This is a genomic window from Salinimicrobium sp. WS361, assembly GCF_050750585.1.
Lineage (GTDB): Bacteria > Bacteroidota > Bacteroidia > Flavobacteriales > Flavobacteriaceae > Salinimicrobium.
Genome location: NZ_JBOJLM010000004.1, coordinates 248,320 through 269,474 on the forward strand (window position 1 = coordinate 248,320; position 21,155 = coordinate 269,474).

The 21,155-nt window shown below is 43.1% G+C and carries 23 protein-coding genes; 5 read left to right on the forward strand and 18 right to left on the reverse strand.

All coding sequences use genetic code 11. The annotated features are described in order from the left end of the window. Nucleotides 1-7 precede the first annotated feature (7 nt). The 18 genes from ACQ93I_RS05845 to hemA all read right to left on the reverse strand — a co-directional run bounded on the left by ACQ93I_RS05845 (nucleotide 8) and on the right by hemA (nucleotide 17,677). Nucleotides 8-1,111, reverse strand: a complete 1,104-nt coding sequence (locus tag ACQ93I_RS05845) for a CgeB family protein (protein ID WP_431697615.1) — start codon at nucleotides 1,109-1,111, stop codon at nucleotides 8-10. Further along, nucleotides 1,108-2,244 carry a CgeB family protein gene (locus ACQ93I_RS05850; protein ID WP_431697616.1) on the reverse strand — a complete coding sequence of 379 codons (1,137 nt, stop codon included), beginning with the start codon at nucleotides 2,242-2,244 and terminating at the stop codon, nucleotides 1,108-1,110. Before ACQ93I_RS05850 ends, ACQ93I_RS05845 begins: the two co-directional genes overlap by 4 nt. After that, nucleotides 2,241-3,347, reverse strand: a complete 1,107-nt coding sequence (locus tag ACQ93I_RS05855) for a glycosyltransferase family 4 protein (protein ID WP_431697618.1) — start codon at nucleotides 3,345-3,347, stop codon at nucleotides 2,241-2,243. Before ACQ93I_RS05855 ends, ACQ93I_RS05850 begins: the two co-directional genes overlap by 4 nt. Beyond that, complete coding sequence (locus ACQ93I_RS05860) at nucleotides 3,337-4,350, reverse strand: Gfo/Idh/MocA family protein (RefSeq protein WP_431697619.1); 1,014 nt, start codon at nucleotides 4,348-4,350, stop codon at nucleotides 3,337-3,339. Before ACQ93I_RS05860 ends, ACQ93I_RS05855 begins: the two co-directional genes overlap by 11 nt. Nucleotides 4,351-4,352: 2 nt before the next feature. After that, nucleotides 4,353-5,360 carry an MDR/zinc-dependent alcohol dehydrogenase-like family protein gene (locus ACQ93I_RS05865; RefSeq protein WP_431697620.1) on the reverse strand — a complete coding sequence of 336 codons (1,008 nt, stop codon included), beginning with the start codon at nucleotides 5,358-5,360 and terminating at the stop codon, nucleotides 4,353-4,355. Next, nucleotides 5,357-7,387 (reverse strand): GDP-mannose 4,6-dehydratase, encoded by a 2,031-nt coding sequence (locus tag ACQ93I_RS05870; protein ID WP_431697621.1) that lies wholly within the window; start codon nucleotides 7,385-7,387, stop codon nucleotides 5,357-5,359. The genes ACQ93I_RS05865 and ACQ93I_RS05870 overlap by 4 nt, the downstream gene beginning before the upstream one ends. 10 nt (nucleotides 7,388-7,397) lie before the next feature. Next, nucleotides 7,398-8,516, reverse strand: coding sequence for an NAD-dependent epimerase/dehydratase family protein (locus ACQ93I_RS05875; RefSeq protein WP_431697622.1), 1,119 nt, complete (start codon nucleotides 8,514-8,516; stop codon nucleotides 7,398-7,400). Between the two features lie 18 nt (nucleotides 8,517-8,534). Next, complete coding sequence (locus ACQ93I_RS05880) at nucleotides 8,535-9,242, reverse strand: SDR family oxidoreductase (protein ID WP_431697623.1); 708 nt, start codon at nucleotides 9,240-9,242, stop codon at nucleotides 8,535-8,537. Nucleotides 9,243-9,592: 350 nt separating this feature from the next. Beyond that, on the reverse strand, nucleotides 9,593-10,072 hold the full coding sequence (locus ACQ93I_RS05885; RefSeq protein WP_431697624.1) for a hypothetical protein: 480 nt from the start codon (nucleotides 10,070-10,072) through the stop codon (nucleotides 9,593-9,595). 65 nt (nucleotides 10,073-10,137) lie between these two features. Continuing rightward, nucleotides 10,138-10,485 (reverse strand): hypothetical protein, encoded by a 348-nt coding sequence (locus tag ACQ93I_RS05890; RefSeq protein WP_431697625.1) that lies wholly within the window; start codon nucleotides 10,483-10,485, stop codon nucleotides 10,138-10,140. A 28-nt stretch (nucleotides 10,486-10,513) separates the two neighbouring features. Continuing rightward, nucleotides 10,514-11,479 carry a porphobilinogen synthase gene (gene hemB / locus ACQ93I_RS05895; protein WP_431697626.1) on the reverse strand — a complete coding sequence of 322 codons (966 nt, stop codon included), beginning with the start codon at nucleotides 11,477-11,479 and terminating at the stop codon, nucleotides 10,514-10,516. 37 nt (nucleotides 11,480-11,516) lie between these two features. Further along, nucleotides 11,517-11,978 (reverse strand): IS200/IS605 family transposase, encoded by a 462-nt coding sequence (gene tnpA, locus ACQ93I_RS05900; protein ID WP_431697627.1) that lies wholly within the window; start codon nucleotides 11,976-11,978, stop codon nucleotides 11,517-11,519. Between the two features lie 325 nt (nucleotides 11,979-12,303). Then, nucleotides 12,304-13,206 carry an oxygen-dependent coproporphyrinogen oxidase gene (gene hemF / locus ACQ93I_RS05905; protein WP_431697629.1) on the reverse strand — a complete coding sequence of 301 codons (903 nt, stop codon included), beginning with the start codon at nucleotides 13,204-13,206 and terminating at the stop codon, nucleotides 12,304-12,306. 8 nt (nucleotides 13,207-13,214) lie between these two features. Continuing rightward, nucleotides 13,215-13,703, reverse strand: coding sequence for a DUF6973 domain-containing protein (locus ACQ93I_RS05910; RefSeq protein ID WP_431697630.1), 489 nt, complete (start codon nucleotides 13,701-13,703; stop codon nucleotides 13,215-13,217). A gap of 2 nt (nucleotides 13,704-13,705) precedes the next feature. Beyond that, a complete protein-coding gene (hemE, locus tag ACQ93I_RS05915) occupies nucleotides 13,706-14,734 on the reverse strand; it encodes a uroporphyrinogen decarboxylase (RefSeq protein ID WP_431697631.1) in 1,029 nt (342 codons plus the stop codon). Between the two features lie 19 nt (nucleotides 14,735-14,753). Then, nucleotides 14,754-15,467, reverse strand: coding sequence for a uroporphyrinogen-III synthase (locus ACQ93I_RS05920; protein WP_431697632.1), 714 nt, complete (start codon nucleotides 15,465-15,467; stop codon nucleotides 14,754-14,756). 27 nt (nucleotides 15,468-15,494) lie between these two features. Next, a complete protein-coding gene (gene hemC, locus ACQ93I_RS05925; RefSeq protein ID WP_431697633.1) occupies nucleotides 15,495-16,421 on the reverse strand; it encodes a hydroxymethylbilane synthase in 927 nt (308 codons plus the stop codon). Further along, entirely contained in the window at nucleotides 16,418-17,677 is a 1,260-nt protein-coding gene (gene hemA / locus ACQ93I_RS05930) for a glutamyl-tRNA reductase (RefSeq protein ID WP_431697660.1), read from the reverse strand. Before hemA ends, hemC begins: the two co-directional genes overlap by 4 nt. A gap of 210 nt (nucleotides 17,678-17,887) precedes the next feature. Here hemA and ACQ93I_RS05935 point away from each other — a divergent pair, with 210 nt between their 5' ends. From ACQ93I_RS05935 to ACQ93I_RS05955, 5 genes are all read left to right on the forward strand, one after another. Then, on the forward strand, nucleotides 17,888-18,778 hold the full coding sequence (locus tag ACQ93I_RS05935) for a helix-turn-helix transcriptional regulator (protein ID WP_431697634.1): 891 nt from the start codon (nucleotides 17,888-17,890) through the stop codon (nucleotides 18,776-18,778). A 94-nt stretch (nucleotides 18,779-18,872) separates the two neighbouring features. After that, the gene (gene hemH, locus ACQ93I_RS05940) at nucleotides 18,873-19,904 is read left to right on the forward strand and encodes a ferrochelatase (RefSeq protein WP_431697635.1); all 1,032 of its coding nucleotides are present in this window, start codon (nucleotides 18,873-18,875) and stop codon (nucleotides 19,902-19,904) included. A 55-nt stretch (nucleotides 19,905-19,959) separates the two neighbouring features. Further along, nucleotides 19,960-20,238: a hypothetical protein gene (locus ACQ93I_RS05945; RefSeq protein ID WP_431697636.1), complete on the forward strand. Its 279-nt coding sequence runs from the start codon at nucleotides 19,960-19,962 to the stop codon at nucleotides 20,236-20,238. After that, nucleotides 20,228-20,521: a type II toxin-antitoxin system RelE/ParE family toxin gene (locus ACQ93I_RS05950; RefSeq protein WP_431697637.1), complete on the forward strand. Its 294-nt coding sequence runs from the start codon at nucleotides 20,228-20,230 to the stop codon at nucleotides 20,519-20,521. The genes ACQ93I_RS05945 and ACQ93I_RS05950 overlap by 11 nt, the downstream gene beginning before the upstream one ends. Before the next feature lies 1 nt (nucleotide 20,522). Continuing rightward, nucleotides 20,523-21,071 (forward strand): CopD family protein, encoded by a 549-nt coding sequence (locus ACQ93I_RS05955; protein ID WP_431697638.1) that lies wholly within the window; start codon nucleotides 20,523-20,525, stop codon nucleotides 21,069-21,071. Nucleotides 21,072-21,155: the final 84 nt, after the last annotated feature.

Consider the following 21,155-nt stretch of genomic DNA (forward strand, 5'->3'; position numbering starts at 1 on the left):
GGTGTTTTTATTCAACGGGTTTGGTTTCGGCTTTTAATTTTTCAGAAATAACCGATTCCAGCAATTCGGCCCTATGCTCGTAGGTGTGGGCAGAGAGAACTTTTTTATATGCTGCATCGCCTATTTGTTTAGCTTTTTCTGAAGTAAGGCCCGCAAGGATCATTTCTACCTCTTCCCCGCTGTTGGCCACCAGGATCTCTTTCCCGGGTTCAAAGAAGGTCTCAATCCCTTTCCAGTAATCTGTTATTAAACAGGCACCGGCACCGGCAGCTTCAAAGACGCGGGTGGCAGGAGAGAAGCCGTATTTGGCCATACTGTCACGGCTTATATTTAAAACTGCTTTTGGGGTGCAGTTAAAGGCGTTGTGATCTTTGGTATAAACATGCCCCAGATATTTTATGTTTTTGGGCATGGATTTATCGCCCCAGCCGCTGCCGCCAAGAAGGAATTTTTCTTCGGAAAGATTTTGTGCCGGTTTGATAAAGAATTCTTCTACCCGCTTTTCACGGTCGGGAAGACGGTTGCCCAAAAAGGCCAAGGTACCATCAAATTCTTTTTGTGGTTCTACGGGAAAATGGGTGTCGGTATCCAGAGCGTTGTAGATAGGAATACATCTCTTTGCTCCATTGCGCTCGTAAGCGTCTATTACCGGCTGCCCGCCACCATAGGTGAGTACAAAGTCATACCTGGGAACAAGGGCATTGAAAGGATCTGAAGGGTCAGATTCTATCCTGTCTAGCGTGGCAGGGGCGTCAACATCCCAAAAAATGATGAGGTTGTCATCTTTCTTCAGCTGTACTACGGCATCTTCAAGAAAATCATCAAATGCGCCAACGCCACTGGCTTTTATGATGACATCGGCTTCCGAAGCTTCCCTTAGCAGCGCCTGCAGGCTCACTTTATCTTCAGGATATACCACCACTTTACACCATTCGGGGTCTTCTATATCCCGGTGCTTCTGGCGTTCGTAAATCTCGGGTTCGTAAAATGTCACTTCGTGCCCCATTTTATGTAGCGCCTTAACAATGCCCCGGTAGTAAGTTGCGGCACCGTTCCAGTAAGCCGATACGATACTGGAGCCAAAAAAGGCAATTTTCAGGTCTCTTTTCATGCTTCCATGGTTTTGTGGTGAATGGGAAAGATCTTGTCTTTGGGCATACCTATTTCCTGTAAGATACCTTCTAAAGTATTTACTCTATGGGCACAGGTATGATTCTCGAGGATGGTTTTTCTTCCATTGTCGGAAAGGCTTTTCGCCAGGTGCGGACTCTTAAGTACCTCGGCAAGTTTGTAGCCCATATCATTTCCGTCTTTTGCGATCAAATAATCTTCGCCGGGAGTGAAGAGATCTTCGGCATCATTCCAGGGAGAGCAAATAAGCGGGATTCCGCAGGATAACGCTTCAAACGGCCTGATTGTAGGTATTCCCGGCAACATTTCAACATAAGGCCGTCGCGGCACATGTACCGTAACCTTGTATTTGGCAAAAACCTCGGGCACCTTGTAGTTTGGCAGGTAACCCCCATATTCAATCCCGGCATCGGCCAGGGCTTTTTGAGCTTTTTCAGGATAGCGCACGCCATAGACCTTTGCTTTCAGCTTCAACTCTTTAATGGGTTTTATGAGGAATTCCATAAGTTCTTCGGTGCGTTCACCGTCACCCCAGTTACCAATCCACACCAGGTCGCCTTCTTTTTCTTCATCGCGGTTGGGGCTAAAGAAATCGGCGTCGGCTGCTTCATGCCAGGTCCATACCTTGTCTACCCAATTCTTTTCTTCGTAGATCTTCTTAATCACATCTCCAAAGACGAGAGCCCCGTCAAAGTGCGAAAAATCGAATTTCTTCATTTCCTCTTCAGCCGAAACTGCCCGGTGATGGGTATCGTGAAATAGCAATTTGAAATTGAATTTTTCCTTTTGCCGGCCTATTTCAGCAATAAGGTTGGGCTCATTCCACTCGTGAACGATCACAAGGTCGGCGTTGCTCAATATGTTTTGATAGTTCAGTTTTTTCTCGGGATTGTAGAACTGCGGGTTGAGCGACGGATAATACTGCCTGAACTCATCAAGCTGCTCGGCCCCATGATCCTTCAGCAGGTTTTGCAGGCTCCAGCCACCTTCGGGTTCATAGACATCAACGTCGTGCCCTCGTTTTTGTAGTTCCTTGACAATTCCGCGTAAAAAATGCGCATTCCCGTGATTCCAGTCGGAGTAGAGGGAATGGTAAAACATCACTATTTTCATAGACTCATTAATTTGTATTCTTTTTCAAGTATTTCGCGATACAGGTCGTTATAGGCGGCCCCCATTTTTTCTGCGGAATACTGTTTTGCCCGTTCTCTTGCTTTTGCTGAAAGTTGTTCTAAAAATTCAGGACTTTCCAGTAGCCGAACAATGGTTTTTTCAGCTTCTTCTTCGTTTTCGGGGTCAAAGAACAAGGCACTACCATCCCATAACTCCTGAAGCGTGTCGAGGTTGCTCAACACCAGTGCACATTCATTGCCCGCAGCCTCAAGAATAGCAAGGCCAAAGGGTTCATAGCGGGTAGGGCTCACAAAGATGCTGGCGCGCTGCATCCAGTGCTGCACTTCTTCGGGGGTTAATTTTCCGAGGAATTTGACATTTTCGAGCTTGCATTTTTTCCCTGTATCCGGGTGAATTGCTGCACCGGCAACGTATACCGGCCATGGCAGTCTTTCGGCGATGTTTGAAAGCAAAGGCAGATTTTTAGCTTCATCCCACATCCTGCCCATGCACAAAATGAATTTTTCTTTTGGCGCTTTTACTTCCGAAGGAACAACTCTTCCGTTACTTATAACTTTAGATTTTGAACTGAACTGATGGATCTCCTTCGCCTTTTCAAGAATAGCTTTTGTAGGAGCAACTACCATGTTCGAATCCTCAAGTGATTCTTTTACAGTTTGTGTGTAATGGTCCCATTCATGAGGTGCTTTTATGCCTTTAACTGCCTGCCACCAGGTTTGCACACAGGAGTGGAACACCGTTACTACCGGCGCAGTCCATTCTTTTTCTACCTGGGCGTAGTTGTTGAGGTGAACAATATCGGGTTGTATGGTTTGATAAATACAGTTGATCCATTTTCGAGATTGCTCCACGTCTTCCCAGGGATCTTCCATCCATTCGAGCTTAAAGTCGCTCTTGTAAAAAGTGACGTTGGAGATCGCCTCGGCTTCCACCTGTTGTGCCGGTGATGGCCAGGCGCCCATAGCCACCAGGTGTACCTGCACATCATACTGCGCCAGGGCCCGGCATAGCTCCAGGGAATACACCCATACGCCGCCTACCGTATCGGTAGTCATTAGAATCTTCATTTGCTTATCTTCCATAAATTCGGTCTATTACCTGGGCTGTTTTTATAAATTGAGTGGCAGTTTTCTCGTCAAAAGTGTCATTTTCGAGAAGGTTTTCTATCCATACCACTCCGGCGCGGCCACTCCACTCATCGGGTGGTGTTACAAGAGTTTCGGTTTGGGTGCCGTGATATTTTTCGGCTTTAAAATCATAGAAAGAGCCGTTGATATTTTTAAAGGAAGCACCTCCTTTTGTACCGTAGAAAGTGGCTTCTATGATCGCATCCTTTCCGGCAGAAACATGCCAGGAACATTCGAGGTTTATTGCCTGATCTTTTTCTGAAGTCATTGCAACACTTGCAAAATCTTCTACATGTTCTTCAAAAGAAGTGAGTTTTTGTCCTTTGTGGTACAACCGGCTCTGCACGTCTTTGATCTCAGGGAAATCAAGGCTCCACAGGGCGAGATCTACCAGGTGGATACCAAGATCCATCACGCAGCCTCCGCCCGATCTTTTAATGTCGTAGAACCATTCCTTATCTGGCCCGTAGGCATTGTGAAAGGTGAGATCTACGGCAAAGATGTCTCCTATTTCCCCTTTTTGGATGGTATCGTAAACCGCTTTAAAGGCTTTGGTGTAACGGTAGGAAAGATCTACAGAAAGCAGCTTATTTGCCTCGCGAGAGGCTGCGACCACCTGTTCTACTTCTTCGGCGGTACGGCCAAGCGGCTTCTGGCAAAAAACAGCTTTTCCAGCTTTCAATGCTTCCATACTTTGTTGAGCATGCATAGCACTTGGGGTGGCAATAACAATTCCGTCGAGATCTTTTTCAGCAAAAAGTGCTTCAGAAGAGGTCTTTAAAATGGCATTTTTGGCACTCTTTTGTGCAGCATCGCAATTTTCAGAATCGGGTTCAGTGATCACAGCTGCTTTTGCGCCGGTGTTATTGAGAATAGCTTCCATCCGGTTGCGGCCTATCCAGCCTACGCCAAGGAAACCTAATGATAATTCTTTTTTGGTGGGTTGAGTTGCGATCATTCTTAGTTGACAATTAGAGCTTTTATAAATCCGTCTGGCCTTTGGGTTAAATGTTCATAGGCTTTTTCCATTTCTTCAAGAGAGAATTTGTGGGTAAACAGCGGGAAAGGATCCATTTTCCCGTCTTCCACGGCTTTTATGGCATTTTTGATCCCTTTTATGTATTGCTGCGGATCTCTCTCGTGGGCACTTATCATATCTATGCCGCGCCAGTTGAGCATTTGCACGTTTACGCTGCGCATCCCGTCCTGATGGAAGCCGGCAACGATGAGTTTTCCCCTTTCGCCTGTAAGTTCTATGGAGAGGTTAAGCGGCCATTCCTTTCCTGTACATTCTATCACCCGCTCACAAAAGTTCTCTCCTGTTAACTCCTTTACTTTTTCGATGATCTTGTAATGATCATCCATCTCGATCAAATGATCGGCCCCTGCTTTTTTGGCGGCTTCCAGGGAGAATGCTCTTCTGGAAACAGCAATAACTTCGGCCCCTGCTGATTTGGCCAGTTGAATGAGCAGCAGTCCTAAAAATCCGCTCCCAACTATAGCTACTTTTTGCCCTTTTTGGATATCGCTGCGTTCAAAGATGTTCATGGCGCAGCCAAGAGGTTCTCCGGGGAAAGGTTTCCCCTCTAAAGAAGCAGGCAGTTTTACTGTGCTTTCTTCTTTTGCTATATCGTGCGTGGCATAGGCATTATAGGTGAGGGCAGTTACCCTGTCGCCCTTTTTAAATTTTGTCACTCCTTCTCCCACGGCATCTATCACACCCCAGCCTTCGTGTCCCGGTTCTCCCGGAGTTACGGGATAGTTGAACCAGTCGCGGCCTTCCCACACCGGAATATTGGAGGCGCAAACGCCGCTTCCTTCCAGCTTTATTCGTACTTCTCCCTGGCCGGGTTCGGCTTCTATTTGTTCAACATCAACTTTTTGAGGGGCTTGTAAAACTGCGGCTTTTGCAGTTGCAGTGTTTTCTTCTACAGGTGCTTTTTCCTGTACGGCCTGCGGTGAACTCATATAGCGATTTCTTTTGTGGAGTTTAAATTTTGAGGTAATTGGATATTGCGGTTTTCACAAAGCCACCTTACGAGGTGTTCAACACCTTTTTCTACTGTATATTTAGGCTCCCAGCCTGTGGCTTCTTTGAATTTGCTGGTGTTTGAAACATAGTAGAACTGGTCTCCCGTACGCCAGTCTTCAAAGCTAACGTTCATTTCTTTACCTGCTTTTTCTTTAATGGTATCAACAATCTCCAGTAGACTCACTGTATTTTGAGGTCCGCCGCCGATATTGAAAACCTGCCCCGCCAGTTTATCGATGTTCTTGTGGGCCAGCATAAAGGCATCAATCAGGTCTTCTACAAAGAGAATGTCCCGCACCTGCTTACCATTTCCGTAGATGGTTATGGGTTTATCTTCAAGAGCACTTATTAAGAAATGTGCTACCCAGCCCTGGTCTTCGGTACCAAACTGGTGTGGGCCGTAGATGCAACTCATTCTGAATACAGCCGTTTTTAGGCCGTAGGTTCTCGAATAATCAAGAATATACTGATCTGCAGCTCCTTTTGAGCAGCCATAAGGGCTATGGAAGTCCAGCGGGATCTTTTCATTGATCCCATATTCTTTAATTTTTGAATCGGCAGGATAGAACCTGGTTTCATTTTCAACCATTTCTACATCCTGAAGATTTCCATAAACCTTGTTGGTAGAAGTAAAGATCAATGACGGCTGATGTTCACTCTTTCTTATGGCTTCCAGAAGATGGAAGGTGCCGTTGAGGTTTACGTTAAAATCGTGAATAGGATTGGTGACCGATGATGTCACAGCAACCTGTGCGCAGAGATGGAAAACTTCGGAAGCGTGGTTTACACATTCTTGTAGTATTCGCGTTTCATTAATGTCTGAGATTTGAATAATGAGCTTATCTCCATATTCCTTCTGAAGCCATTGAAGATTCTCTTCAACCCCATCGCGAAATAGGCTATCATAGATCATCACCTTTTTTCCTTCAGAAAGGAATCTTGAAGCGAGATTAGTGCCAATAAAACCGGCACCTCCGGTTATCAGGGTATATTTCTCATCGGTTTTTACCCTGTACTGTTTCTGAATATAATCCTGATGTTTTACCTGTTCAAGACCATTTTTCTCGAGGAGTTTGTACAGCAGCTTTTTGGTTCCGTCAGTCTTTTTTAATCCGAAGTGGTATTCCCTCTCATCAAGGTGGAAACCGCCAACGGTGGAATTTACGGGGTCGAGATCTTTTAAAGAATACCAGTAGATCCTGTCGGCATCGGCATTGAGAACATTTTTAAATTCCTGGTATTGCTTTACTTCATCATTTTGCCAGGTGGAGAAACCGGCTTCAGAGATCCAGATCTCTTTACTGTACCCAAATTTCTCCATCACTTCTTTTATGCACTTGATATTGACATCCCAGCCTTTCCACTGTTGGTCAAAAACATGAGGGAAACCATGAATTCCCACAGCATCTATATGATCAAGCACTTTCTGCTCAATCATCATCTGCATCCAGTTAGGGTCAATGGGACTCATCCCTCCAAGCAGGGTCTTTTTTCCCCTTTTTTGAGCCCAATGTGCCGCCATACCTATCATGGTAGAGAACTTGTTCCAGGAGTAATCAAGGGTAAAATCGTATTCCACCTTATTATTTGGCTCGTTCCACAGTTCAACCCATTCAAAATATTCCCCATAGCGGGTGATCATAGTATCTATAAAATCAGCGTAGGCTTTAAGGTCTTTAGGCGGTGCCGAGGTCTTCGGCATTTCACCAATTGAAGGCGGCGTATAAAGGAAGCAAGGCAGTATCTCTACGTGTGGAGCAAGTTCGGCAAATAGCCAGTCGTACCATTCCTCTGTACCTTCTACATACCAGTCGGCCCACGAAATTCCTGTGCGTAAATGCTTAATTCCGAGTTTTTTGAAATCTTCTATCGCGGCTTTCACTTCCTCGTGTTCACCTGGTCTAAACCATTCCAGAATGCCGAGTGAAGGAGTATTATTATTTAAATTCTTCTTTACTTTCATCGCTATTCTTTTACACGGTTAAACCTCTGGAAGACAATTCGCTGCTTGCTTTGCTCACATTATCTGTGGCTATTTGGGTTTTGAGCCATTCGGCAAGTTCAAATAATCCGTCTTCAAATTTCACTTCGGGAGTAAATCCCAGTTTCTCTCTTGTTTTGGTATTGTCTGCAAAGCAGTGTCTTATATCGCCAACCCGGTATTTTCCGGTGACTTCAGCTTTAATATTTTCTTTACCCATTACACCTGCAAGTTTATCTGCAATCTCAAGGATGCTGTACTGGTTACCGCTGCCCACGTTAAATACCTCTCCATCGGCTTCTGGTTTTTCCATAGCCAGGCGAATGGCACGGGCTACATCTTTTACATGAATGAAATCACGCTTTTGTTTACCATCTTCAAAGATCATTGGCGGATTGTCATTAAGCAGGCGGGAAGCAAAAATTGCAAGTACACCGGTATAAGGGTTAGACAGCGCCTGGCGGGTTCCATAGACATTAAAGAACCGCAACGCTGTGGTGGGTATGTTATAAGCTTTGCCGGTAATAAGACTCAGCCGTTCCTGATCATATTTTGAGAGGGCGTAAACGGAAGAAAGATTGGGAATTTTAGACTCGGGAGTTGGTACAGGTTTGAGTTCTTTCCCATTACTGTCATACATTTCCCACTGTCCTTTTTTAAGGTCGGCAAGTTTGCGTTCACAGTCCATCCTTTTCTCCCCGGCCTCATCGAGGTAAAGGCCTTCCCCATAAATGCTCATGCTTGATGCAGTAACTAATTTTTCCACCGGGTTGTCCATCAAAGCCTCCATAAGTACTGCCGTGCCCACGTTATTAACATCGGTGTAGTCCTTGATTTGGTACATGCTTTGTCCTACCCCTACCATCGCTGCAAGATGTACCACGGCATCTACGCCTTCAAGAGCCTTTTTAACAGCCGCTTTATCGCGCATATCTCCTATTTGCAGTTCTACATTCGGGTTGAGGTAATCGGGCCGGGTAGCATTTTCTCCATGCACCTGTTCAGACAGGTTGTCCAGTGCCCTCACTGTATATCCCTCATTCAAGAGCTCATCTGCAAGGTGAGACCCTATAAATCCTGCTCCTCCGGTTATTAATATTTTCTTCTGCATTTGGTGGGTTTTGATTGGTTAGAAGTTTTGTAATAATGGTCTGGTGGTGATTTTATTTATGCTGGTTCCCTTTTTCTTATTGAGCGCATACCACACGTCTTCTGCGATTTCCTGCGGATGTATGGCACCCATACCCATCTCTTCTACTGAACTGTTTCCTGAGATCTCATGTTCAAAAAAGGAGGTATCTACTATGCCGGGGCTTACTACCGTAACATTAATGTGCGGAAGGGTTTCCAGCCTTAAAGTTTCAGCTATTACTTCCAGCGCCGATTTTGAAGCTGCATATATTCCTCCATAGGCGTGAGGCTGGTTGGCCGCAACTGAAGAAATGAATACCACATTCCCATTTTCTTTAGAGATCATGTTGGGGGTAAATGCCCGTATGCACCTAAGAGGGCCCAGTAGGTTTGTCTCCAGTACTGCCTTCCATTTTTCGGGGTCTCCTTCAGAAAGTTTTTCTTTGATACCCTGTCCTGCATTTATGATGAGATAATCGGGATGGCCTACATTCTCTGTGGTCCAGGCATAAAGTTCATCAATATCTTCAGCCTTTCTTACATCGCATTGGCGAAACTGGATGTTTTCTTCCTGAAGCTTATCTTCAGCCAGGTCGGCTACAATCACTCTTACCCCTTCTTTACTCAGCTTTTGGGCTATTGCTTTGCCAATGCCACTACTTCCACCCGTAACAAGTGCTATTTTGGAAGTAGTTTTTTGGTTCATTTAGTTGAGTTTATTTCAGTTTATATAAGAAAAACTTTTAGTTATTTTTTCCGGCAGAAGTACAGAAGGGGGAGGTGTGTTCTGCGGAAAAAAAAGGGCTGAGTTTCCTCACCGCCCGATATTTTCAAAGGTACATGAGGAGCCTGTGAAATTTTACTAAAACAAACCTAAAACATTCTTAAACCCCTATATTTCACTGGACTTTCAAGCCAGGATCAGCAGCCGTGGGAAGGGGTGAATACGTCAGATATTTCTTAATAACGGTAATAGCAGTCACGGTTGAAGAAGCTGTAAAAAAAAGAACAGGAGCTTTTTCGGCTCCTGTTCTTTTAATTCAGTTCAAATATTTTTTATGACTTACAATACTTCTGAAGAGTTTTTTGCCATTTTATAGCCCTGTCCAGGCGATTATTTTTCTCGGTAACCGGATCTTCTTCCTCGGCATAGAAAATAAGCCTTTTGTCTTCGTTGCTTTTGCTTTTCAGCAGGAGAGAGATCTCTCTTATCTTATCGAGAGCCTGAGTGTTTTTCTCATCTTCATCGATCTTGACGATCTCAATCTTCATCAGGTCTTTAAGATCGATTTCCTGTAGATCGGCCTTTTCAGCAGATCTCAAAAGGAGGAACTTTCCGGCAGTTTTATCAAGACCTATTGACAAACCATGAGTATTCTCGGTTTCATCAAGATTGTAGCCTTTCTTACTTGCCAAAAATGCCATTTTTTTAGCTCGTTTTTTCTCTTTGTGTGACTGGTTGTAAACGAGGTAACCAACGGGAGCTATGAATAAGATTAGTAGTCCCAAACCCATTAGGGTGGATGCTGTATCCATTTTTATATAATTTATTGTGAACGATTTATTTTGTTATCCTGATATTTTGCAAAAAAGGATGACGTTCACAAGAAAAAATGTTTGGGAAAAAGCTGAATTTTTAAATCCTTTCGTAAATCTCTATTAAAGCTGAAATAAGATGCCCCAGATGGATTTTCGCAAAGGCTAAAAGAATTAAATCCTAAAGAAGAAATGGCGGGCCAGGGGTTTTGCTGAAGCTCGGGAAGCTCCTGGAACAAATTCTCCCTATAGGCCACTGAAAGTGGATTGGCAGCAGCTAATTTTTCGGAAGAAGACGATTGTTCTTCATGTACTTCAGAAAAATTAAAAGCATATCCTGATCCCCCTCCAATGCTAAAAAAAGCAAGGAAGAGGACCAGTAGTTTTATTCCTATTTTAGGCTGCTGCTGCACAAGCCAAAGTTACTCAAAAAGTAGACCGTTATAAAAGTTTGACAGCATCTTTAGCAAAATAACTTGCAATCATTTGTGCACCGGCTCTTTTAATAGCTGTGAGCTGTTCGAGCATAACGGCATCATGATCAAGCCAGCCTTTTTCGGCCGCTGCTTTGAGCATCGAGTACTCTCCGCTCACCTGGTAAACCGCAACGGGTACATTTACGGTATTTTTGATCTCCCGCACAATATCCAGGTAGCACAGGCCGGGTTTTACCATCACCATGTCGGCGCCTTCCTCAATATCCTGAAGCGTTTCCTTAATGGCTTCCTCTCTGTTGGCAGGATCCATCTGGTAAGTTTTTTTGTCTCCAAATCCCGGTGCCGAATCGAGGGCATCGCGAAACGGACCATAAAAAGCTGAAGCGTACTTGGCACTGTAGCTTAAAATCCCTGCGTTGAAATGCTTTTCCTGCTCCAAAAGTTCTCTGATGGCCTTTATTCTGCCGTCCATCATATCACTTGGCGCAACGAAATCGGCACCTGCCTGCACATGTGAAAGTGACATTTTTGCAAGGATTTCTTTTGTTGGGTCGTTCAGGATTTGCCCGTTTTCTACAATCCCGTCATGGCCGTAAGAAGAGTAGGGGTCAAGAGCGACATCGGTCATCACCAGCATTTCGGGTACGGCGTCTTTGATGGTCTTCACTGCCCGTTGCATTAGGCCATCCTTATTTAAAGCTTCAGTTCCTTTATTATCCTTGAGGTTGTCGGGGACTTTTACAAAGATGAGTACCGATTTTAAGCCAAGATTCCAGAGTTCTTTTACTTCTTTTTCCAGGAGGTCAAGGCTGTACCTAAAGTAATTAGGCATTGATGCAATTTCTTCCTTTATATTTTTTCCCTCCACAACAAAAAGAGGAACTATAAAATCATTTGGAGTAAGTGAAGTTTCCCTCACAAGGCCTCTTATTACTTCATTTGTTCTAAGTCTGCGGTTTCTTATTAACATGATATGAGATTCGGTTGTTACTGTTTAATTTGTATTATTATTCCGGTGCTTTAAAAAGGTATTGCGGCTTATAGTCGACATCATATTTCTTCAGGAAATTCTCATACTCGTCCTGGAAGGTACTTTTTTTATGATGTTCCTTCTGATTTTCAATGTAAGTAATTGCCGATGTCAATTGGGAATGGCCAAGACTGAAAGCACCAAAGCCCTGTTGCCATTCAAATTTGCCGTTTATCCAGCCTTTTTCATTAATGAAACGGGATGAATTTGATTTAATATCCCGAATAAGACCTGATAGAGACAAGTCGGGTTTGATTCCAATTAAAAGGTGAAGATGGTCTGGCATTCCATTAATTCGTAGCAACTTTTGACCTTTATTTTTGATTATACCTGTAATATAGGAATAGAGTTCGTCATCCCAATTTTTGGAAATCAGGCTATGTCGACCTTTGACAGCGAAAATAACATGAATGTATATTTTGGAATAAGTATCGGCCATTGTTATGCCGCTCCTCTGGAGCTTTTTTGATTTTAATGAATCTAATCTATAAATATTTCGCTCCTCTGGAGCTCAGATTCTCCCTCTCGAATTTAAAATCTCTAAATCTTAGTAGAGCTTTAGATTAAATAATATTTCTAAGAACATAAACACCATCAACATTCCGGAGCAATTTTATGCTGGGAAAATCTGTTTTTACTGCTCCTTGAGAGTAATTTTGATCCTTCCATAGATTAAAATCTACTCAAGAATTTAAGCCTCGGAGAGGTGATATATTTTTAGTAATAAAAGCATCTCGTATTATGAGCTCCAGAGGAGCGACATATCAGGTCCACGATCTTGGATGACGAAGCACCTCTACAAGTTTTTCTTCCTCGCTTCCGGGTTCGGGATGATGGTCATATACCCACTGTACATGCGGAGGTAGGCTCATCAATATACTTTCTATTCGTCCGTTGGTTTTTAATCCGAAGAGCGTGCCTTTATCATGCACCAGGTTGAATTCTACATAACGGCCCCGTCTTATCTCCTGCCAGTTACGCTGATTGGGGGTGAAAGAGAGGCTTTTCCTTTTTTCAACAATGGGAAGATAAGCCTCCAGGAAACTGTCCCCAACATCGGTTACAAAATTATACCATTCTTCGCTACTCTTTTCTTCAGAAGGCCTTAAATAATCAAAGAATAATCCGCCAATTCCCCTGGCTTCATCCCGGTGGGAGTTCCAGAAATAGTTGTCGCACTTTTCCTTGAATTCAGAATAAAAAGTGGCATCATGCCGGTCACAGGCAGTTTTACACACCTTGTGAAAATGTTGGGCATCCTCTTCAAAAAGATAATAAGGAGTAAGATCCTGTCCGCCGCCAAACCAACTATCAACCGTATTTCCATCTTTGTCATACATTTCAAAATAGCGCCAGTTTGCATGTACGGTTGGAACCATTGGGTTTTTGGGATGTAGCACGAGGCTTATTCCGCAGGCAAAGAAGTTGACATCGCCCACTCCAAAATGTTGCTGCATGGCAGGGGCGAGTGGTCCAAAAACTTTGGAGATGTTCACTCCGCCTTTTTCAAATACATTTCCATCTTCAATGACCCGGGTGCGGCCACCACCGCCTTCTTCCCGGTGCCAAAGATCTTCTTTGAAAATTGCTTTTCCATCAATGGCTTCAAGATTGGCCGTGATACGATCTTGCAGGTCCTGTATATATGCGTAAAATTTCTCCTTCATCTTTAGGGTTAAACTTCTTCTATGAATACCAGTTTATAATTCTCTTCTTCAACTTCTCTAAGGCTTGTAACCCTTACTGCTTCGGTCATCATTTTTTGTAACACAGGTACAATTTTTTCCTTTTCTTCAGAATTACTTCTGAATAACTGCCTGCCAATCCTGTTGTTGTGAAGGTCCATTGCTTTGGCAAGACCTTCATTTGGTGAAAGCCGTTCATGGAGATCGGTGATCATTTTACTCCAGTGGGTAGCCTCCTCCAATGATCCGGCTGCGTTAACACAGTACGCGCATATAAGGTAGTTCCAGAGTGCATGGCGAAAGGCATTGGTCCTGTTGTTTTCATGATGTAGCTTTCCATACAACTGGTTACAGGTCTTTATCGTTTTATTAGTAGCCCTGTAAGTGGGAATAAGGTAAACAGGGTGTTTTAAAAAGACCTTTACAAGAATAACCAGCTCTCTAAACCTAAGGCTTGTTATTCTTTTACCTACTACCACTTTTACGAAATTTTATACTCCTTCACAGCTTCTACAAAAGCGATGGCATTTTCAACAGGGATATCGGGTAAAATCCCGTGGCCAAGATTTACCACGTACCTGTCTTTTCCAAATTGGTTGATCATGTCGTGTACCATCTGTTTTATTTGAGCAGGTGGCGAATAAAGCCTACTCGGGTCAAAATTTCCCTGCAGGGTGATTTCGCCTCCCGTTAGTTTTCTTGCCATTTCCGGGGAACAGGTCCAGTCTACGCCAAGCGCAGAAGCGCCCGATTTCGCCATACTATCAAGAGCAAACCAACAGCCTTTTCCAAAGGCGATCACCGGGATCTCCGTTTTTAGAGCATCAATGATCTGCTGAATATATTTCCATGAAAATTCCTGATAATCTTTGGGAGAGAGCATCCCGCCCCAGGAATCAAAGATCTGCACTGCATCAACACCGGCCTCCACTTTTGCTTTCATATAAGCGATCGTAGTGTTAGTGATTTTCTGAAGCAGGGTATGGGCTGCCTGCGGATTGGTAAAACAGAATTTCTTTGCAATATCAAAGTTTTTGGAACCCTGTCCCTGTACTGCATAACACAGAATCGTCCAGGGAGAACCTGCAAAACCAATTAACGGCACCTCGTCATTGAGCTCCTTCTTGGTCATTTTGATGGCCTCCATAACATAACCCAAAGTTTCATGAACATCGGGTACAATCACTTTTTCAACATCAGCCGTTGTCCTCACTGGATTGGGAAGCCATGGGCCCAGTCCCGGTTTCATTTGTACCTCAATGTTCATCGCCTGTGGCACCACCAAAATGTCACTGAACAAAATAGCGGCATCGGTACCTACCTGGTGTATGGGCATTACAGTAATTTCTGTAGCCAGTTCGGGGGTGCGGCAGCGGGTAAAGAAATCGTACTTATCCTTGAGCTTCATAAAATCGGGCAGATACCTTCCTGCCTGGCGCATCATCCATACCGGTGGTCGCTCTACAGTTTCACCTTTTAAAGCTCGAAGAAAAAGATCGTTTTTTATCATTTTTGAATAGTTTGTTCTGTTATTTAAAAGTCTTCACCACCTGTACAATGACATTTTCAATAGTCGGCGTGCTGGCGATGACCACATTTTTTGTAAAATTCTTTGCTTCGGAAGCTGTTGTTGTTCCAATACAAAAAGCTATGCTGTGTTTTAAATTATTACTTGCACAGTAACTTCGCACTGCGCTGGGGCTAAAAAACAGCACTCCCTCAAAGATACGATCTATTTTTTTTGGTACCGAAAGGGTGTCGTATACTTCTATTTCGGTGAGTGTTACCCCTGCCGATCTTAATCGCTCCGGAAGCTCGGCATGCCTCTTTTTTCCGCAGAAAAACAGGAAATTTTCTTTGCTGTGGCTCTCAATTATTTCTGAAGCCAAAAGGGCTCCGTAATTTGCCATTTTTGACACCCTGAAGCCATGCTGTCTTAGAAAAGCTTCAGTTTTTTCACCTACACAAAAGATATTTTTCTGCTGAATTTCCCTCATCCGAGAATGCTGAAGTATTGCTCTTACCGAATTCTTGCTCGTGAAAATGACATTTTCGGGAAGGGTTTTTATTTCAAACTCTAAAGGTTCTATTGAAATAAAATCAGTTTCTACCAGGCCTATTCCTTTATTTAAAAGCAGTTCTCTCTGGCCCAAAGTCAGTTTTTTTGTAGAAAGTACGCTAATGTCCGCTCTCTCTTTAGAAAGTGATTTCTTACTCCCGTGACTTTCTTCTTTACTAAACAAAAGACTTTATGATTGGTGGCCAAAAAGTTAGCCCTTGGTGTTGTTTACCTCTTCCTTGATCTTGCGCATAAGCACATCACCGCCGGCGCTTAATACTTCTTCGGCACATTTACGACCGAAACCTTCGTGCTGAGAAACCGGAATTTCTTTTTCTACCCCAATTCTCTCCTGCCCGTCAAGGCTGAAAAGTGCAGCTTTAAAATGTACCGTCCCGTCATGAATGGTTGCGAGTGCGCCTATAGGGGCAGTACAACCACCTTCCAGCACTCGTAAGAATTCTCTTTCAACATGCACGCAAACTGCTGTGGATTCATGGTTTAAAGCAGCAAGAGTTTTTCTGCAAAACTCATCATCTTCCTTTGCTACCACCAGCATGGCTCCCTGTGCGGGTGCGGGGATCATCCACTTGAGATCTAAGTAAGCCTCGGGGGTTAAATTTATACGTTCAAGGCCTGCCGCTGCAAACACAGCACCATTCCAGGTACTGTCTTCCAGTTTTTGAAGCCGGGTATTAACATTGCCACGCAAATCTACGATCTCGTGGTTAGGATATTTATGTAACCATTGTGCCTGGCGTCGCAGGCTTCCGGTAGCAATAATACCTTCGTCGTCATTGAGGAAATCGGTTCCTTTATGAACTAAAATGTCGTGTGTATTTGCCCTTTTTAAGACCGCAGCCTCTACAATGCCCTGAGGGAGTGCAGTAGGAACATCTTTCATAGAATGCACGGCGATGTCTATTTGATCTGTGATCATGGCGACATCGAGAGTTTTAGTAAAAATACCGGTAATGCCAAATTCGTAAAGGGGCTTATCCAGCACCAGGTCTCCCTGAGATTTTACCGGAACCAGTTTGGTTTCGTGGCCCAGCTTTTCGAGCGCATTCTTAACAGCATTTGCCTGCCACAGCGCCAGTTCGCTGTCACGCGTACCTATACGAATCACCCTGCTCATCTCTTGGTGGTTTCTTCAAGTTGAAAAACCTTTTGGATCAACTCCAGGCTTTCATCGGTAGTATTCGAATCGCCTTTTAAGTGATTGGCAAATTGGTTCATGATCTTCTGAATGATACGATCTCCTAGTACTTCGGCCTGCCGTTCATTAAAGTTTTCAATCTTTTTGCGTTGAAAATCTACTTCGGCATCTTTCATCGTCCGCAGTTTCTTTTTCAGAGCTTTTATGGTAGGGGCAAATTTTCGGGTTTCAAGCCATGAGTTGAAGTCGGCTTCCATTTCAGTAATGATCTCATGAGCCTGGGGAATGGCGGCCTTTCTTCTTTCAAGGGTTTCATCGGTCATCTGTGAAAGGTGATCGAGGTGAATAAGAGAGACACCCGGAAGTTCTTCTACATCAGTAGAAACATTTTTGGGGATAGAAAGGTCTAAAATCAAAAGGTCTTTCTTGTTAAAGATAAGATCTTTGGTAATGGTGGGATTTTGTGCTCCTGTAGCCACTATCAATACATCTGCCTGCCTAATTTCGGCTTGAAGATCGGCGTAATCTTTAACAGTCAGATCAAATTTTCCGGCTACTTTTTCTGCCTTGTTTTTGGTCCTGTTTATAAGGGTGATTTGGTGGTTCTTCGTATGTTTTACAAGGTTCTCGCAAGTATTGCGGCCAATTTTTCCTGTGCCAAACAGCAGGATGTTAAGTTCGGAAGGATTTTCGAAATTCTTCAGAATATATTGCACTGAAGCAAAACTTACTGAAGTAGCTCCCGAAGATATTCCTGTTTCATTCTTAATGCGTTTGCTTGCCTGGATCACGGCATTTACCAGCCGTTCTAAAAATGGATTTGAGACTCCGATATCCTTTGAATCTATAAATGCCGATTTTATTTGGCTAATTATTTCAAAGTCTCCCAATATTTGGCTGTCCAGACCGGTACCCACTCTAAACATATGAGAAATGGCATCTTTGTTTTTGTAAACATAAGCCACTTTCTCAAATTCTTCAACGGTACCGTGGGTATGCTCACATAACAACTTGATCAATTGAAACGGGTGCTGTGCAAAACCGTAAATTTCGGTCCTGTTACAGGTGGAGGTAACAATGAGTCCGTCGATACCTTCAGCCTTTGCCTGCTCAAGCAAATTCTTCTTTCCGGTTTCGTCCAGGCTAAAGTGGCCTCTTACTTCTGCATCGGCTTTTTTGTAGCTAAGACCAATGGTATAAAAATGTTTTCCTCTAGAAATATTGTAATCTTCCATGTACCTGAATAGCATTCTAACGGGCAAATTTAAGCTAAGCTTAAAGTAAAAAACAACGCTCAAAGTACATTTTTTGTCGCTGCACGTGATTTTGTCACGAAAACTGATTAAAATCATTTATTTCGGCTATTTTTACCTGTGAAATATGGAAATGCAGTCTTTTAGTTTAGAACGTTTCTAAATAGAAGCTGCTAAAAAACCGATTTTGTCATGCAGGAAAATGTCGCTCAAAGTACCTTTGAAAAAACCCGTCTTGAAGAAGGTTTTTACTTGCTCAGGTTTCAAAATCCGTCAAAGGAGCGGGTAAAGATTCAGCGGAATATCAACAGCAATTTTATACAGTTTCACTTTTCAGGAAAAGGAGAAGGAAGGTTCTTTTTTAACAATGGGAACTACAAGATCCCGCTGCTTGAAGAGAATGCGTTGCTGCTGTACAACCCCAAAAGAGACCTGCCAATAGATTTAGAACTACAGGGCGGGAGCTGGGTGATCTCTATTGTTATTTCCCTGAAGAAATTTCATGCCCTCTTTTCTGAAGATGCCGGTTACGTGAGTTTTCTCAGCCTTGAGAATCGCGATAAGCAATATTATAAAGACAGCCCGCTCACGCCGGGTATGGTGATTGTTTTAAACCAAATTGCCAATTACAATGTGGTGCCCAGTATCAAAAACCTCTATTTTAAGGCGAAAGCTTATGAATTGCTGAGCCTCTATTTCAACAGGTCTGAAGAACCTAATGTAGAGCAATGTCCTTTTTTAAGTGACGAAGAAAATGTGCTTAAAATTAGAAAGGCAAAAGAAATTATTATTGCCAACATGGCCGAGCCACCTTCGTTACAGGAGCTTTCACGGGAAATTGGCTTAAGCCTTAAAAAATTAAAAGAAGGCTTTAAACAAATCTACGGTGATTCGGTTTTCAGTTTTCTTTTTGATTACAAAATGGAATCGGCCAGAAAATTGCTTGATTCGGGCGAATTTAATGTGAATGAGGTAGGTTTAAAAGTAGGATACAGCACATCAAGCCATTTTATCGCAGCTTTTAAAAAGAAATTCGGGACTACCCCAAAAAAATATCTCATGTCGCTTTCTTCGGAAGCTTAAACTATAAGTTTCTTCAATAGAACTATTTTTTTAGAGCTTTTCTGAAGCTTTTTAGCCGAATTTAATAATCGTATTTTTGCTTCAAATTTAACAGATGAGTAAAGGAGTATTATTGGTGAACCTGGGTTCCCCCGACAGTACAGATCCGGAAGATGTAAAGAAATATCTGGATGAATTCCTTATGGATGAAAGGGTAATTGATGTTCCTTATTGGGCACGCACCCTCCTGGTACGCGGAATTATCCTGAATACCAGGCCCAAGAAATCGGCTGAAGCTTATAAAAGAATATGGTGGGAGGAAGGGTCTCCATTAATTGTACTTTCTGAAAGACTTCAGGAGAAAGTTGATGAACTTACCTCTGTGCCAATTGCACTGGCCATGCGTTATGGGAAGCCTTCTATAAAAGCGGGTCTCGAAGAGCTGCATGAAAAAGGGGTAGATGAGGTATTGATCTTTCCATTGTATCCGCAGTTTGCCATGGCTACTACCGAAACCATCCTGGTGCTGGCAGAAGAGCTTCGGAAAAAGCATTTTCCGCAGATGCAGTTTACTTCAGTTCCTGCTTTTTACAATCACGATGATTACATTCGTGTGCTAAGCACAAGTATTTCAGAATCTTTAAAAGGGGTAGATTTTGATCATCTTTTGTTTTCTTACCACGGGGTTCCAAAAAGGCATATTAGAAAGAGCGATATCACTAACTCGCATTGCAAGATTGATGGCAGTTGTTGCCAGACGCCTTCGGCAGCACATCAATTCTGCTATCGTCACCAGTGTTATGAGACCACAAAGCTGGTAGCCGAACACCTGGGGCTCGAAAAGGGCAAATATTCAGTGTCATTTCAGTCCAGGCTTGGGTTTGATCCCTGGTTACAGCCGTATACCGACCGTACTATTGAGAGAAAAGGCCTTGAGGGCGTGAAAAACCTTGCTATTGTATGTCCTGCCTTTGTTTCCGATTGTTTGGAGACGCTGGAGGAGATCGCTATGGAAGGAAAAGAGATCTTTGAGGAAGCCGGGGGCGAGAAATTCACCACGGTGCCCTGTTTAAACGATCGCGAGGACTGGGTGAAAGTTTTGGCCCGCTGGATTGATGAGTGGGCGCACCAGAATGTAACCGTATAATGCCATTTTTGACACCTTAGCTTTAGAACGGGCTTTTCATTATCTTTGATATACTATGGAAAAGGATAAGCTAAAATTAGAACTTCTGGAAAAGATAATCGCCTGTGAGAATGAGGTTATTTTAAAAAAGGTAGAAGAATTACTCTTTGGAGTTTCTGAAGCCGGTGAAGAGTATCGCCTGGATGCATATACAGAACTTTCTGAAGAATTAAGTATTTCTGCCGAACAGGAGGAGGAGTTGATGAGGAGGTACGAAGATCATCTTCAAAGCAGTGGTAAATCTTATACGTGGGAAGAAGTCAAAAAGAATCTTAACGATTCTTATGAATTATAATGTGAAATTCCGGGAGGAGGCTCAGCGAGATTTGTTCAAAGCATACTCATGGTATGAAGATCAAAAAAAAGGTTTAGGAGATGAATTTACTTCTGAAGTTGAAAACGCCACAGAATATTTGAAGACAAATCCTGAAGCTTTTCAACTAAAAAGGAAGGGGTTTAGAGAAATTGGCTTAAAAAAATTTCCATTTGTGATGATTTACAGGTTGACAGGCACTTTGGTGCTCATCTTTGCCATCTTCCACACACACCTCAACCCCAATAAAAAACCTTCAGCATAAATTGGAATATTACAACTACATCAAGTCCCTGCATCTCATTTTTGTGATCACCTGGTTCGCCGGACTTTTTTATATTCCGCGGCTCTTTATTTACCACATCGAAGCCCTTGATAAGCCCGAACCTGAAAACAGCATTTTAAGCGATCAATTAAAGATCATGACCAGGAGGTTGTGGTACATCATTACCTGGCCCTCGGCTGTACTCGCTACTTTGTTTGCAGTATGGCTGCTTATCCTGGTGCCAGACTGGCTCCAAATGCCCTGGATGCACGTAAAACTTGCTTTTGTGTTGCTTCTTTTTGCCTATCATGCTAAAACTCATCATATCTTTAAACAACTGCAAAGCGATAAGACCACCTGGACTTCCAACCAAATGAGGCTCTGGAATGAAGGATCAACGCTTATCCTGTTTGCGGTAGTATTTCTTGTTATTCTTAAAGATGCGTTTAACTGGATCTTTGGCTTAATAGGTATCTTTTTACTTGCTGCAATGTTAATGCTGGGAGTGAAAATGTATAAACGCATACGCACCAGAAAACAGGATCATTAGAACGGTTCAATTATTGTTGCGTATTTTGGCATTTTAAAATCATCTTTTTTGAAGTTTTCTTTAAGAACCCGAATATTCCTGTCT

Excerpts from the sequence above, each read along its gene's own strand:
- ACQ93I_RS05845 (WP_431697615.1), bottom strand. The coding sequence starts at position 1,111 with ATGAAAAGAGACCTGAAAATTGCCTTTTTTGGCTCCAGTATCGTATCG.
- ACQ93I_RS05850 (WP_431697616.1), bottom strand. The coding sequence starts at position 2,244 with ATGAAAATAGTGATGTTTTACCATTCCCTCTACTCCGACTGGAATCAC.
- ACQ93I_RS05855 (WP_431697618.1), bottom strand. The coding sequence starts at position 3,347 with ATGGAAGATAAGCAAATGAAGATTCTAATGACTACCGATACGGTAGGC.
- ACQ93I_RS05860 (WP_431697619.1), bottom strand. The coding sequence starts at position 4,350 with ATGATCGCAACTCAACCCACCAAAAAAGAATTATCATTAGGTTTCCTT.
- ACQ93I_RS05865 (WP_431697620.1), bottom strand. The coding sequence starts at position 5,360 with ATGAGTTCACCGCAGGCCGTACAGGAAAAAGCACCTGTAGAAGAAAAC.
- ACQ93I_RS05870 (WP_431697621.1), bottom strand. The coding sequence starts at position 7,387 with ATGAAAGTAAAGAAGAATTTAAATAATAATACTCCTTCACTCGGCATT.
- ACQ93I_RS05875 (WP_431697622.1), bottom strand. The coding sequence starts at position 8,516 with ATGCAGAAGAAAATATTAATAACCGGAGGAGCAGGATTTATAGGGTCT.
- ACQ93I_RS05880 (WP_431697623.1), bottom strand. The coding sequence starts at position 9,242 with ATGAACCAAAAAACTACTTCCAAAATAGCACTTGTTACGGGTGGAAGT.
- ACQ93I_RS05885 (WP_431697624.1), bottom strand. The coding sequence starts at position 10,072 with ATGGATACAGCATCCACCCTAATGGGTTTGGGACTACTAATCTTATTC.
- hemB (WP_431697626.1), bottom strand. The coding sequence starts at position 11,479 with ATGTTAATAAGAAACCGCAGACTTAGAACAAATGAAGTAATAAGAGGC.
- tnpA (WP_431697627.1), bottom strand. The coding sequence starts at position 11,978 with ATGGCCGATACTTATTCCAAAATATACATTCATGTTATTTTCGCTGTC.
- hemF (WP_431697629.1), bottom strand. The coding sequence starts at position 13,206 with ATGAAGGAGAAATTTTACGCATATATACAGGACCTGCAAGATCGTATC.
- hemE (WP_431697631.1), bottom strand. The coding sequence starts at position 14,734 with ATGATAAAAAACGATCTTTTTCTTCGAGCTTTAAAAGGTGAAACTGTA.
- hemC (WP_431697633.1), bottom strand. The coding sequence starts at position 16,421 with ATGAGCAGGGTGATTCGTATAGGTACGCGTGACAGCGAACTGGCGCTG.
- hemA (WP_431697660.1), bottom strand. The coding sequence starts at position 17,677 with ATGGAAGATTACAATATTTCTAGAGGAAAACATTTTTATACCATTGGT.
- ACQ93I_RS05935 (WP_431697634.1), top strand. The coding sequence starts at position 17,888 with ATGCAGGAAAATGTCGCTCAAAGTACCTTTGAAAAAACCCGTCTTGAA.
- hemH (WP_431697635.1), top strand. The coding sequence starts at position 18,873 with ATGAGTAAAGGAGTATTATTGGTGAACCTGGGTTCCCCCGACAGTACA.
- ACQ93I_RS05945 (WP_431697636.1), top strand. The coding sequence starts at position 19,960 with ATGGAAAAGGATAAGCTAAAATTAGAACTTCTGGAAAAGATAATCGCC.
- ACQ93I_RS05950 (WP_431697637.1), top strand. The coding sequence starts at position 20,228 with ATGAATTATAATGTGAAATTCCGGGAGGAGGCTCAGCGAGATTTGTTC.